We start from the raw sequence: 12,303 nt of genomic DNA, 5'->3' as shown, positions 1-12,303 counted from the left end.
CCACCACCCCCGGGTTGGATTCATCAAGCGCGCTTGACGTAAGCTTGTGAATGCTTTCACAAGCACTCCACGAGGGATGGGGCCTCAGGATGAACAAGCACATCTTGATCGTCGGCGGTGGATACGTCGGCCTGTACACAGCGCTTCGGCTGCAGCGCAAACTCCAGCGGGAGCTGCGCGGCGGCGAGGCACGCATCACGATCATCGACCCCCAGTCCTACATGACCTACCAGCCCTTCTTGCCTGAGGCGGCGGCGGGTAACCTCTCGCCCCGGCACGTGGTGGCCCCGCTGCGGCGGATCCTGCCCAAGGTGCGGATCCTCAACGGCAGGGTCACCGAGGTCGACCACGACGAGCGCACCGTCACGTTCCAGCCGCCCGAGGGCGCGCCGCGCCAGGTGGCCTACGACGTGATCGTGATGGCCGCCGGATCGATCTCGCGCACGCTGCCCATCCCCGGCCTCACCGACATCGGCATCGGCTTCAAGGCCGTGGGCGAGGCCATCGCCCTGCGCAACCGCGTGCTGCACCTGCTCGACGTGGCCGAGTCGACCGACGACCCGGACGTGCGGCGCAAGGCGCTCACGTTCGTGGTGGTCGGCGCCGGGTTCGCGGGCGTCGAGGCGCTCGCGGAGCTGGAGGACATGGCCAAGGACTCGACGCGCTACTACCGCAACATCAAGCCGTCGGACCTCCGCTGGGTGCTCGTGGAGGCCTCGAACCGGGTGCTGCCCGAGGTCGGCCCCGAGATGGGCAAGTGGACCCTGGAGCAGCTGCGCGAGCGCGGCATCGACGTCAAGCTCGAGACCCGCCTGGAGTCCTGCACCGACGGGCACGTGATCCTCTCGGACGGCTCGGAGTTCGACGCGGAGACGCTCGTGTGGACCGCGGGCGTCAAGCCCAGCCCCGTGGTCAACGACAGCGGCCTGCCGCTCGACGAGCGCGGCCGGATCAAGTGCACGGCCATGCTCACGATCGCCGGCACTAACGACGCCTTCGCGGCGGGAGACGCCGCGGGGGTGCCCGACGTCACGAACCCCGGCCAGTACTGCGCCCCGAACGCCCAGCACGCCGTCCGCCAGGCCAAGGTGCTGGCCGACAACATCGTCCGCCACCTGCGTGGCCAGCAACTGGTCGAATACCGCCACAAGTATGTCGGATCGGTTGCCGGTTTGGGCCTGCATCAGGGCGTCGCCAATGTCTATGGCGTCAAGCTTCGCGGATTCCCTGCGTGGTTCATGCACCGGACCTACCATCTGTCGCGGGTGCCGACGCTGAACCGCAAGGTCCGTGTCGTCGTCGATTGGACCCTGGCCCTGTTCTTCAAGCGCGAGACGATCTCGCTGGGTGAGATGGAGCACCCGCGTGAGGACTTCAGGGCCGCAGTCGCGACGACCCGTCGCTAGCCCAGGAACGGCAAGCGCCCCGGCGAACCTCGCCGGGGCGTATTCGGCACCCCTGGTCGCAAGCGGAAGGGGTACCACGGGTGGGGCTCTCAGCGGTGACCGTGCTCGGCGTCGACCGGCCCGGCGTGATCGCCGCGGTCACCGGTTCGCTCGCCGACTGCGGAGCGAACATCCAGGACTCGACGATGACGTTGCTCGGCGGCCACGTGGCGATGATGCTGCTGGTGTCGGGCGATCTGGACTCGGCCGAGCTGCTGAAGCGTCTGTGCGCGCCCGATCTCGTGGTGACCGCCTCCGCCATCGAGGCCCGGCGGCACTTCTGCGAGGAGGGCGGCGGTCTCGGTTACGTGCTGACCGTGCACGGGCCCGACCGGCCCGGGATCATCTCGGCCATCAGCGCCGTGCTCGCCGCCGACCGAGGCAACATCACCGGGATGAGCACCAGGCTCACCGGCCGTCTCTACGTGCTGATCGCGGACGTCGAGCTACCGAAGGAGGTGGACGTGGCGGCGCTCATGCGCAGGCTGGCGGCCGTCGGCGCCGGACTCGACTCGGAGATCACCTTCCGCCCCGTCGAACCGGACCTGCTGTGAACGTGCAGGAGGACAGATGAACGGATGGGGCGGCGAGCCTTGGGGGGCGCCCGGCGGCCGTGATGTGCTCGGCGGCCGCGTGGGGACCCCGCGCGAGGTCCTCGGCGCCCCGCACCCGCTCCTGTCCGCCGCCGCCGAACCGGTCGATCCCACCGACCCCGAGATCGTGGCCGCCGCCGCCGATCTCCTGGCCACCCTGCGCAGGGAGACCGCCACGACCGGGCTGGCCGCCCCCCAGATCGGCCTGAGCTGGCGCCTGATCGCCTTTGATGCCGGACTCCACCCCAGGAGCCGTTCGTGGGCCGGAGAGCTCGTTCTGGCCAATCCACGCCTCGCCAGAGCGTCCCACTGGGACCCGGGGCGCGAGGGCTGCACGTCCATCACGGGACTCACGGCAGATGTCCTCCGCGCCACCCGTATCACCGTACGTGGGCATTTGCCAGGTACGGGGGAGCCCGTCACCATCGAAGCGGACGCCTTCGAAGCCCGCTGCATTCAGCACCAACTCGACCATCTGGACGGTCTACTCTTCTTGGACAGAGTGCCTGGAGCCCTCTCACTTCACCGCAGACTTCACAGTTGTGACGCCTGATGCGAAGTTGTGCTCCTCTTAACCATGGTCTGTTTCGTATGATTGCGGCGCCCCCGTAGCCCAATGGCAGAGGCAAACCCCTTAAAAGGGTTGACGTGCGGGTTCGAATCCCGCCGGGGGCACTTGCCGTCTTCATCGCCTTTGGGTTCCTGACCTGGAGGTTTACCGCGATCGTCGGACGGGCCTGTTGCGGCCGATGTCGAGTTGTTACGGTGTCGCGCCGCCTGCGGGCGCTTCGCCCCTGCTGGAAGGGCCTGTGGGCGCCGACGCCGGACCGGTTGAGGCCGACCTGGAGCGGCCGAGTAAGCTCAGGTGGGCGTCGTTTACTTTTCGCCTTCGGCATATTGACAACGGGCTGTCTTTCTGCCTCTCCGGGCTTCTCCCGAACGTTTCTTTCTGTGAATGCTTGACTACGCCATTACTGCCGGTCTTTTGTCGTGGACGCACAGTAAATAGGACGCGCCGAGGCCCTGGGCGCGGGGCTGCGGATGATCTTGAAGGGCGAGCTCGATGACCTTGGGAACTCTGGGCCGGGCACGTTCGTTGGGAAGCTGCCGAAGTCCCGAATGAACATCGATCTAACACGTCAGTTGACCAAGGTGTCGCCGCGCCCCATAGGCTCGGCGTCACAGGAGGCAGCGATGGAGAGCAAGAACCCCGTTTTCAGCAGGTCGCGGCAGCAGTCCGCGGGCTGGGCCGGGCCGTCCCCGTCCCCCGACCAGCTGCAGAACATGTACGACGCGCCGTCGTACGCGCAACCCACTCGGCCCGCGTACCGCACCATGACGCTAGACGACGTCGTCGTGCGCGGGTTTCTCACCCTCGGGGCTCTCGTCGCGGCCGCCGCCGCGGCCTGGGTCCTCAACGTCCCGCCAGGGGTCGCCATCGGCGCCGCGGTCGTCGCGCTGATCCTCGGGCTGATCGCCTCGTTCACGCAGAGCACCAACCCGGCGCTCATCCTGGGGTACGCCGTCTTCGAGGGCGTGTTCCTGGGCAAGATCAGCTCTGTCTTCGAGGGCATGATCAGCGGCATCGTGCTGCAGGCCGTGCTCGGCACGGCGTTCGCGTTCGGCGCGGTGCTGACGGTCTACTCGTTGCGGATCATCCGCGTCACACCCAAGCTCGTGAAGTTCGGCCTGGCGGCCGGCATCGCGGCGCTCGGGCTGCTGCTCGTCAACCTGATCCTCGGCTTCTTCGTCGACGGCGGCCTCGGCCTGCGCACCGACAGCCCGATCGGCTGGGCCTTCAGCATCGTCATGATCCTGATCGGCTGCTTCTTCCTGCTGCTCGACTTCGACTCGATCGAGCAGGGCGTGCGGGAGGGGGCGCCGGAGAAGTTCGCCTGGCAGTGCGCGTTCGGTCTGACGCTGAGCCTCGTCTGGATCTACCTCGAGGTGCTGCGGTTCGTCAGCTATTTCACCAGTAGTGACTGATCGTTAACGTCTGCGTCACCCCCGAGGGCTCCGCCGTTCCGGCGGGGCCCTCTCCTTGTGTGACCGAAAATCTACGTGCCGTCACAAAATGATGCCTGGTTGGGGGCTTGCCATTCGGACGCTGGTGTTGCAGGGTCGAGCAAAGGACCCTTATTCGCGGAGGTGCCCATGTCCTTGAACCACTCACCGGAGACGCAGACAAAGCTGATCGCCAGAGTCCCGTCCATAACGGGGCGCGAACTCCCAGAGTGGTTCCAAGCCATCGACAACGGCCCGGCTTTCCTGAGGTGTGACGAGCGGGCCAACTGGCTTGCCGACGAGCACGGGCTATCCCACGGCTACGCTGCCGCGATCGTGCACGAACACGAGCGGCACCGCCGTAACCGCATGGGCTTCATCTAAGCCCATCCATCCTCGCGCCCGTGCCCCAGGCGCGGGCGCGTCCTCATGGCCGTCATCATGAGGAGATGGACCTCGACAAGGCACTCGCCTTCCTCCGCACCCACCACCGCGCCGTCCTGCTCACCAGGCATCGCGACGGGCGCCCGCAGATGTCCCCGGTGACCGCCGGCGTCTCGGGCGGCCAGGTCATCGTCAGCACCCGCGAAACGGCCGTCAAGGTCCGCAACGCCCGCCGCGACCCGCACGTCTCGCTGTGCGTCTTCACGGACGGCTTCTACGGCGAATGGATCCAGGTGGACGGGACGGCCGACATCCAGTCGCTCCCGGAGGCCATGGAGGGCCTGGTCTCGTACTATCGCGACATCTCCGGCGAGCACCCGGACTGGGACGACTACCGCGCCGCCATGACCCGCGACCGCCGCGTCCTCCTCCGCATCACCCCCCACCACGCCGGCCCGGACACCCACGGCTGACCACCACCCCGGCGATGGGGACGCCGCCGACCGGGCCCCGGGGTCTCCGGGGCCGGGTACGGCGGGGCGCGTGGCTTGCGGTGGGCGGCGTGGCGGGTCGTTCGGGCGCCGGGTCGGCGGGGCGTTGTGCGGTGGTGCTCGGCGCAAGACGGGCGGTGGGCAAGGCGGGGGAACGTAACCGGGCAACCATGGGCTCGCGTAGCGGCGCTCAGCCGGTGAAGGGTCAGAGGCCGTTTCCCTGGAGGGCCCTCAGTCGGAGTATGGCGGGTGGTTGCCCGGGCAGCGCGTAAAAAACGGATGGGAAGTGGTGGTCAGAGGCGCTCGAGGATCATGGCCATGCCCTGGCCGCCGCCCACGCACATGGTTTCGAGCCCGATGCTCTTGTCGTGGTGCTGCAGGCTGTTGATCAGCGTGGACGTGATCCGCGCCCCCGTCATCCCGAACGGGTGCCCCACCGCGATCGCCCCGCCGTTGACGTTGAGCCGGTCCAGCGGGATCCCCAGATCCCGGTAGGACGGGATCACCTGGGCGGCGAACGCCTCGTTGATCTCCACGAGGTCGACGTCCTCGATCGCCATCCCCGCCCGCGCGAGCGCCTGCTTCGAGGCCTCCACCGGCCCCAGCCCCATGATCTCCGGGGACAGCCCGGTGACCCCGGTCGAGACGATCCGGGCCAGCGGTGTGATCCCGAGTTCGGCGGCTTTGACGTCGCTCATCACGATCACGGCCGCCGCCCCGTCGTTCAGCGGGCAGCAGTTGCCGGCGGTCACGGTCCCGTCCGGCCGGAAGACCGGCTGGAGGGTGGAGACCTTCTCGTACGTCGTCCCCGCCCGCGGCCCGTCGTCCTTCTCCACCACCGTCCCGTCCGGCAGCGTCACCGGCGTGATGTCCTTGGCCCAGAACCCGTCGGCCAGCGCCTTCTCGGCCAGGTTCTGCGAGCGCACCCCGAACTCGTCCTGCTCCTGGCGGGTGACCCCCTTGAGTTGGGCGAGGTTCTCGGCGGTCTGCCCCATCGCGATGTAGATGTCAGGGACGACGCCGTCCTCGCGCGGGTCGTGCCACACCTTCCCACCCTCGGCGAAGGACTTGGTGCGTGTTAGAGCGTCCAGGAAGACGGGGTTGTGCGTGTCGGGCAGCGAGTCGGAGTTGCCCTTCGTGAACCGGGACACCATCTCCACCCCGGCCGACACGAACACGTCCCCCTCGCCCGCCTTGATCGCATGGAAGGCCATCCGCGTGGTCTGCAGCGACGAGGAGCAGTAGCGCGTCACGGTCGTGCCGGGCACGTTGTCCAGCCCGAGCATCACCGACACCACCCGGGCCATGTTGAACCCCTGCTCGCCCCCGGGCAGCCCGCACCCCAGCATGATGTCGTCGATGGACGAGGGATCGAGCTGGGGCACCTTGGCCAGCGCCGCCTGGATCATCTGCACGGTCAGGTCGTCGGGGCGGATCTCCTGGAGCGAGCCCTTGAAGGCCCGGCCGATCGGGGAACGCGCGGTCGCGACGATGACTGCCTCGGGCATGGCCCCTCCTTTGTCGGGTGCTACAGATAGAACTATATTCCGGTCCTATCCGTACATGCCGGGCGCGGTGGAGGTTTGGTCGTTGATGGCGTGGATGGCCCCCGTCTCGTCGCGCCACAGCCGCCACCCGTCCTGGCTGCCGGTGAACCAGGGAGGCGGCACGACCGCGCCCTTGACCTGCTTGCCGGTGGCGAGGTCGTACTCGCAGACGGCCGCCGTCGAGTAGAAGCCCGGCGCCTGCCCGCGCAGCGGCAGCGGCTTGGGGTCGGTGACGCAGAAGGACCAGCCGTGCTGCTCCTCCACCGGCACCGGCTTGCCCGAGACCAGGTCGAACGCCGTGCCCTTGGCGTCGTGCTTGAGGAAGCCCAGCTTGTCCATCCGGTCGGGGAAGGCCAGCCACCAGCCGGACCCGGGCACGTCGGCCGCGGTGACCTGCCCGACCACCCGGCCGCTCTCCGAGTCCAGCCGGGCGAAGCCGCCGTAGGCCCCCTGGCGGTCGACGGGGCGTACGACGGGGGCGTAGCCGGGGCTGCCGCTCGGATAGACGCGTACGACCGAGGGCCGCATCCAGTTGATCGTCCCGTTGGCGATCTTGACGGAGAAGAGGCCGAAGGCGGAGACCTTCTTCGTCTGGGGGTTCGTGTAGGGGGCGACGTAGCCGACCAGATTGTCGCCGGTCGCCCCGAACGCCCACCCGCCCGACATGTCGATCCCCGGGCCGAGCGCCTGCTCGATCGGTTGCTGCCACTGCAGCTTGCCGGTCTTGAGCTCGTACGACTCGATCATCGGGCTGGCGGCCAGTCGGAGCAGCAGGACCCGGCTCGGGTCCGACCACTCCACCTCGGAGATCCCCGGCAGCTTCCACAGGGTCTTCCCGGTGGCCGGGTCGAGCACCACCATGCGGGCCTTGGCCAGGGCCGTGTGCTCCGACACGCAGACGTACGGCCCGCACCGCTGCGGCCCGAACGTCGAGTGCACCGGCCTGCTCCACTTCTGCGCCCCCGAGTGGGCGTCGCGGGCGATGAGCGTGGCGTTCCAGTGGCCGCTCTTGGCCGGGTCGAGCGCGACGACCACGCCCTGGCCCGGGGACGTCTCGACGACCGCCGGGGCCGAGACGCCCATGCCGGGCAGGCGGCCGGCGATCGTGGCCGGGTAGGACCACAGCCGCTTGCCGTCCCGCAGGCCGACGGCGACGGTCTCCAGCGAGCCGTCGGGCTTCATGGAGGTGGCGGCGACGACCCCGCCCGCCACCGCCATCCGGCTGACGGCGTTGACCTGGGTGTTCTGCCAGGTCGGGAAGTTCGGGGTGGTGGCCGCGTCGCTGCCGGAGCAGGCGGCCGCGGAGAGGACTCCGACGAGGGTTCCGGCGAGGGCTACGGTCGGTTTCCAGAGGGGTCGCTGCACGGGCAATCCACTCCAAAGGGGACGAGGAGTGGCGACGCGGGCGCGCAGAGTAACCGACACTGGCACTCGGCGGGCCTTGACGGGGGACGTCAGGCGTCGTCGAGCGTCTCGCCGAGCCGGGACGTCAGACGCCGGGCGTCGTTGAACGTCTCGCCGAGCCGCCGGCGGAACAACGTCGCCCACTTTCCGTGCAGGCCCGTCGCCCGTCCGTCGACCCGGGTCGCGGTGACCTCGGTGCCGGGCTCCTCCGCGGCCGTAGCCGCCGCAAGGTAGATCGGTTGTAGTGCTTCGCCGCGTGCGGGGCGCGGCTCAGGCCACAGCCCCAACGCAGCGCACACTGACGGTAGCACCGCGTAAGCGGCCTGCGCGTAACCTCGGGCAGATGGATGGAAACGATCCGGTCCGAACATTTCTGCCGGATTTGTTGCGAACTCGGGGCCCAGGAGGTCGGCGAACGCCACCGTACGGCCGCCCGCGTCCACCACCGCCACCGTCTGCGCCGCGGCGAGCTGGCGGCTCCACCGCCGCGCCACCCAGCGCAGCGGCTGCCCGATCGGCCGCACCGTGCCGAGGTCGGGACAGGTGCCCACGACCACCTCGACCCCCGCGTCCCGCAGCCGCCGCACGGCCTTGGCCAGATGGCGTACGGCGACGGCAGGCGGCGTCTGCGTGATGATGTCGTTGGCCCCCACGAAGATCACCGCGATGTCGGTCTCCATGGCCAGGGCCTTGTCCACCTGGTCGCCCAGTTCGGACGAGGGCGAGCCCGACTTGCCGACGACGAGCAGGTGTACCGGGCGTTCGGCGACCGAGGCCAGGCCGTGCGCGAGCAGCGCGCCGGGGGTCTGGGCGGGGTCGGTCATGCCGAGCCCGACCGACGTGGAGTCGCCGAGCATGGCGATCTTGAGCGGTTCGCCGGGAAAGTCGCCGTACGTGCCGTCGGAAGGCGGCCCGTCCAGGCCGTGCGGCTGCCCGATGGCCCGGCGCGCGAGCAGCCCTTCAGCGACCAGCAGCCCGTACGCCGTCGCGCCGAGGGCCGTCAGCCCGCCACCTCCGAGCGCCGCGGCCGTGGCGATCTTGCGTGCCGCGCGCGCCATACCAGCTGGCCAGACCACCGTACGTGCCCTCCTAGTCGAACTCAGCGGTAGCGTTTGCTTGAAAACTAGCCGAGTGCCGGCCACCCCCACTGGATCTCGGCCACTGGCAAGCTGACCAAGCTTCGGTAAAGAAGGTGAACACCGCGGTGCGCGTTTACGATTCCCTGGTTGATCTCATGGGGAACACTCCGCTCGTCCGGCTGCACAAAGTCAACGCGGGGTTGTCCGCACAGGTGCTGGCCAAGGTCGAATATTTCAACCCGGGCGGCTCGGTCAAGGACCGCATCGCCGTACGGATGATCGAGGCCGCGGAGGCGTCCGGCGAGCTGCGTCCGGGAGGCGTGATCGTCGAGCCGACCTCCGGCAACACGGGGGTCGGCCTGGCGATCGTGGCCCAGCAGAAGGGTTACCGGTGCCTGTTCGTGGTGCCGGACAAGGTGGCCCAGGACAAGATCTCGGTCCTGCGGGCCTATGGGGCCGAGGTCGTGGTCTGCCCGACAGCCGTCTCGCCCGACCATCCCGACTCGTACTACTCGGTCTCCGACCGGCTGGCCCGCGAGGTGCCGAACGCCTGGAAGCCCGACCAGTACTCCAACGTCAACAACCCCGACTCCCACTACCACTCGACGGGTCCGGAGATCTGGGAGCAGACCGAGGGCCGGATCACCCACTTCGTCGCGGGCATCGGCACCGGCGGCACCATCAGCGGCACCGGCCGCTATCTCAAGGAGGTCTCCGGCGGCCGCGTGAAGATCATCGGGGCCGACCCGGAGGGCTCGGTCTACTCCGGCGGCAGCGGCCGGCCGTACCTGGTGGAAGGGGTGGGCGAGGACATCTGGCCCGCCACGTACGACACCAAGATCTGCGACGAGATCATCGCGGTGTCCGACAAGGACTCCTTCACCATGACCCGTAGGCTCGCCCGCGAGGAGGGACTGCTGGTCGGCGGCTCCTGCGGGATGGCGGTCGTGGCGGCGCTGCGGGTGGCGGCCACGGCCGCGCCCGACGACGTGATCGTCGTGCTGCTTCCCGACGGCGGGCGCGGCTACCTGTCCAAGATCTTCAACGACGACTGGATGGCCGACTACGGCTTCCTGACCACGTCGTCCGAGGAGGGGCTGGTCGCCGACGTGCTGGCGCGGAAGGGGGCCGGGCTGCCGGAGTTCGTGCACGCGCATCCGCACGAGTCGGTGGGCACGGCCATCTCGATCATGCGGGAATACTCGGTGTCCCAGCTCCCGGTGATGAAGGAGGAGCCGCCGGTCATGGCGGCCGAGGTGGTCGGCTCCATCGTCGAACGCGATCTCCTCGAAGCCCTCTACCACGGCAGGCTCTCCTCCGACGACCAGATCGGTGATCACATGTCGGCGCCACTACCCATGATCGGTAGTGGTGAACCTGTGGCCCGTGCGGTCGAAGCGCTGGAGAAGGCCGATGCGGCCGTTGTGCTGGAAGACGGCAAGCCCTCGGGCATGATCACCCGCCAGGACCTGCTCGCCTTCCTCGCCAATCATTAGGGCTTTCTGATCGACTCGATCACGGTGCCGAGCCCTTCGTGGCCCCGGCCCTCGGCGTCGGCGCGCTCGAACAACGCCTTGAGCGCGCCCGGGACCGTGGTCTCCAGCCCGGCATCGGCCAGCGCCTCCACGGCGTGGCCGATGCCGACGGCCTGCATGTGCAGGGAGTTCAGCTCGCCCGGATACTTCCCGGCCGCGAACTCCTCGGCCAGGATCTTGGCGTACCCCATGGGCCCGTCCCCGCCCAGCTGGGTGAACAGGTCCCGGGCGAACGGCAGGAACTCCGCAGGCGCGGTCCCCGCCGTGCGCAGCATCGCCATGGCGTGCATGAAGCTGGTCAGGCTCGACCAGAAGATCAGGAGCTGGGCCTGGTAGTACATCATCGCCAGCGCCCGGTCCGCCCCGACGTAGGTGACCTCGCTCAGCGCCTCCAGCGTCCCGGCGTGCCGGTCGAGGACGTCCTTGGGGCCGCTGTAGAAGGTGTACGCGCCCGGCTGCCCGATCCCCGGCGGCGGCACCATGATGCCCGCCGTGATCAGCGTGCCGCCGCGCTCCTCCACCCACCGGGCCGCTGCGCGCAGTGCCTCCGGGGTGTCGGAGCTGAGGTTGACCACCACCTTCCCGTCCAGCCTGGCGTCGCCGAAGCTGTCGTACATCGCCTGGTAGCTGATCTGGCTGACCACCAGCAGCTCGCCGTCCGCCGCGCTCGCCGCCTGCCTGGCGCCCTGGGCGACCAGCGGTGCCGTCCTGCTCGCCGTACGGTTCCAGACCGTCACCTCGTGCCCGGCGGCCAGGAACGTCTCGGCCATCTTCGAGCCCATCGGGCCCATTCCCACGACTGTCACTTGACTCATGCCCGCCACCCTCGGACACGCCGCTACGGAAATCCTTCGGCCCCGCCACGGGTTGAATACTGACGTGGTGCGATTCGGGGTGCTGGGACCGCTGGAGGTCCGGGCCGAGGACGGCAGGCCCGTCCCGGTGGCCGAGCCCAAAGTACGCGCGCTCCTGGCCGACCTGCTGGCCCACGGGGGCGGGCCGGTCTCGGCGGACCGGCTGATCGACGACCTCTGGGGCGCCGCGACCGGCCGCAACCCGGTCGGCACCCTCCAGGCCCGCGTCTCCCAGCTGCGCCGGGCCCTCGGCGACCCCGGCCTGGTCGTGCACGGCCCCGCCGGCTACCGGCTGGCCGCCCACGACTGCGACGCCGGGCGATTCCGCTCCCTCGTGGAGCGCCGGTCCCCTGATCCCCGCACGCGTGCGGGTGAGCTGGAGCAGGCGCTGGCGCTGTGGCGCGGGCCCGCGTACGCCGACTTCGCCGACGCTGCCTTCGCGCTCCCGGAGGCCGCGCGCCTGGAGGAGACGCGCCTCGCGGCGCTGGAGGAGCAGGCGGAGGTACGCCTGGAGCTGGGCCGGCCCGTGGACCTGGGCGACCTGGTGGCCCGCCACCCGCTGCGCGAACGGCTGGTCGCCGCCCACATGACGGCGCTCTACCGGGGCGGGCGGCAGAGCGAGGCCCTGGCCGCGTACGAGGGCCTGCGCAGGCGGCTGGGGGAGGACCTGGGGCTCGACCCGTCACCGGCGCTGGCCGACCTCCACCAGGCCATCCTGCGCCAGGACCCCGGCCTGACGCCCGCCTCCTCGGTGGCGCCCGCCACCAACCTGCCCGCGCCGCTCACCGGCCTGGTCGGCCGGGAGGGGGAGCTGGCCGAGGTCCGTGCGCTGCTGGCCGCCTCCCGCCTGGTGACGCTCACCGGGCCGGGCGGCGTCGGCAAGACCCGGCTCGCCCTGGCCGCCGCCGCCGACGCGGGGCCCGACTTCCCCGACGGGGTGTGGCTGGCCGAGCTGGCGGGGGCGGCC

12 protein-coding genes and 1 tRNA gene are annotated in these 12,303 nt (G+C 69.7%); 9 read left to right on the top strand and 4 right to left on the bottom strand.

The genetic code is table 11. The features are described from left to right. The first annotated feature begins 89 nt into the window (after positions 1 to 89). The 7 genes from ACWDX9_RS13855 to ACWDX9_RS13825 all read left to right on the top strand — a co-directional run bounded on the left by ACWDX9_RS13855 (position 90) and on the right by ACWDX9_RS13825 (position 4,899). The gene (locus tag ACWDX9_RS13855) at positions 90 to 1,406 is read left to right on the top strand and encodes an NAD(P)/FAD-dependent oxidoreductase (RefSeq protein ID WP_449953064.1); all 1,317 of its coding nucleotides are present in this window, start codon (positions 90 to 92) and stop codon (positions 1,404 to 1,406) included. Between the two features lie 80 nt (positions 1,407 to 1,486). Beyond that, positions 1,487 to 1,999, top strand: coding sequence for a glycine cleavage system protein R (locus tag ACWDX9_RS13850; protein ID WP_449953061.1), 513 nt, complete (start codon positions 1,487 to 1,489; stop codon positions 1,997 to 1,999). A 16-nt stretch (positions 2,000 to 2,015) separates the two neighbouring features. Then, on the top strand, positions 2,016 to 2,591 hold the full coding sequence (locus ACWDX9_RS13845) for a peptide deformylase (protein ID WP_449953059.1): 576 nt from the start codon (positions 2,016 to 2,018) through the stop codon (positions 2,589 to 2,591). A 49-nt stretch (positions 2,592 to 2,640) separates the two neighbouring features. After that, positions 2,641 to 2,713 (top strand) — tRNA-Leu (locus ACWDX9_RS13840). Positions 2,714 to 3,232: 519 nt separating this feature from the next. Further along, positions 3,233 to 4,024: a Bax inhibitor-1/YccA family protein gene (locus tag ACWDX9_RS13835; RefSeq protein ID WP_449893345.1), complete on the top strand. Its 792-nt coding sequence runs from the start codon at positions 3,233 to 3,235 to the stop codon at positions 4,022 to 4,024. A gap of 168 nt (positions 4,025 to 4,192) precedes the next feature. Next, positions 4,193 to 4,426: a DUF4287 domain-containing protein gene (locus ACWDX9_RS13830; protein WP_185068609.1), complete on the top strand. Its 234-nt coding sequence runs from the start codon at positions 4,193 to 4,195 to the stop codon at positions 4,424 to 4,426. Positions 4,427 to 4,491: 65 nt separating this feature from the next. Then, the gene (locus ACWDX9_RS13825) at positions 4,492 to 4,899 is read left to right on the top strand and encodes a PPOX class F420-dependent oxidoreductase (RefSeq protein ID WP_449953056.1); all 408 of its coding nucleotides are present in this window, start codon (positions 4,492 to 4,494) and stop codon (positions 4,897 to 4,899) included. 311 nt (positions 4,900 to 5,210) lie between these two features. Here the strand turns inward: ACWDX9_RS13825 and ACWDX9_RS13820 are convergent, their stop codons facing one another. The 3 genes from ACWDX9_RS13820 to ACWDX9_RS13810 form a co-directional block, all read right to left on the bottom strand. Next, entirely contained in the window at positions 5,211 to 6,425 is a 1,215-nt protein-coding gene (locus tag ACWDX9_RS13820) for an acetyl-CoA C-acetyltransferase (RefSeq protein WP_363970712.1), read from the bottom strand. Positions 6,426 to 6,470: 45 nt separating this feature from the next. Beyond that, positions 6,471 to 7,829, bottom strand: coding sequence for an outer membrane protein assembly factor BamB family protein (locus ACWDX9_RS13815; RefSeq protein WP_449953052.1), 1,359 nt, complete (start codon positions 7,827 to 7,829; stop codon positions 6,471 to 6,473). Between the two features lie 89 nt (positions 7,830 to 7,918). Continuing rightward, a complete protein-coding gene (locus ACWDX9_RS13810; RefSeq protein WP_355197389.1) occupies positions 7,919 to 8,926 on the bottom strand; it encodes an SGNH/GDSL hydrolase family protein in 1,008 nt (335 codons plus the stop codon). 146 nt (positions 8,927 to 9,072) lie between these two features. Here ACWDX9_RS13810 and ACWDX9_RS13805 point away from each other — a divergent pair, with 146 nt between their 5' ends. After that, positions 9,073 to 10,443, top strand: coding sequence for a cystathionine beta-synthase (locus ACWDX9_RS13805; RefSeq protein WP_350725759.1), 1,371 nt, complete (start codon positions 9,073 to 9,075; stop codon positions 10,441 to 10,443). On the opposite strand, the gene ACWDX9_RS13800 is transcribed toward ACWDX9_RS13805, so the two are convergent. Beyond that, positions 10,440 to 11,297 (bottom strand): NAD(P)-dependent oxidoreductase, encoded by an 858-nt coding sequence (locus ACWDX9_RS13800; protein ID WP_449953047.1) that lies wholly within the window; start codon positions 11,295 to 11,297, stop codon positions 10,440 to 10,442. The genes ACWDX9_RS13805 and ACWDX9_RS13800 overlap by 4 nt on opposite strands. A gap of 64 nt (positions 11,298 to 11,361) precedes the next feature. Between ACWDX9_RS13800 and ACWDX9_RS13795 the strand changes: the two genes are divergently transcribed. Next, the coding region (locus ACWDX9_RS13795; RefSeq protein WP_449953044.1) for an AfsR/SARP family transcriptional regulator at positions 11,362 to 12,303 on the top strand (942 nt) is incomplete at its 3' end.

The organism is Nonomuraea sp. NPDC003201 (assembly GCF_053590415.1).
This window is presented reverse-complemented; position numbering and strand designations above follow the sequence as displayed.

Bases quoted from the DNA above. Each gene is read 5' to 3' on its own strand.
- ACWDX9_RS13800 (WP_449953047.1), bottom strand. From the start codon at position 11,297: ATGAGTCAAGTGACAGTCGTGGGAATGGGCCCGATGGGCTCGAAGATG.
- ACWDX9_RS13845 (WP_449953059.1), top strand. From the start codon at position 2,016: ATGAACGGATGGGGCGGCGAGCCTTGGGGGGCGCCCGGCGGCCGTGAT.
- ACWDX9_RS13855 (WP_449953064.1), top strand. From the start codon at position 90: ATGAACAAGCACATCTTGATCGTCGGCGGTGGATACGTCGGCCTGTAC.
- ACWDX9_RS13810 (WP_355197389.1), bottom strand. From the start codon at position 8,926: ATGGCGCGCGCGGCACGCAAGATCGCCACGGCCGCGGCGCTCGGAGGT.
- ACWDX9_RS13820 (WP_363970712.1), bottom strand. From the start codon at position 6,425: ATGCCCGAGGCAGTCATCGTCGCGACCGCGCGTTCCCCGATCGGCCGG.
- ACWDX9_RS13830 (WP_185068609.1), top strand. From the start codon at position 4,193: ATGTCCTTGAACCACTCACCGGAGACGCAGACAAAGCTGATCGCCAGA.
- ACWDX9_RS13835 (WP_449893345.1), top strand. From the start codon at position 3,233: ATGGAGAGCAAGAACCCCGTTTTCAGCAGGTCGCGGCAGCAGTCCGCG.
- ACWDX9_RS13825 (WP_449953056.1), top strand. From the start codon at position 4,492: ATGGACCTCGACAAGGCACTCGCCTTCCTCCGCACCCACCACCGCGCC.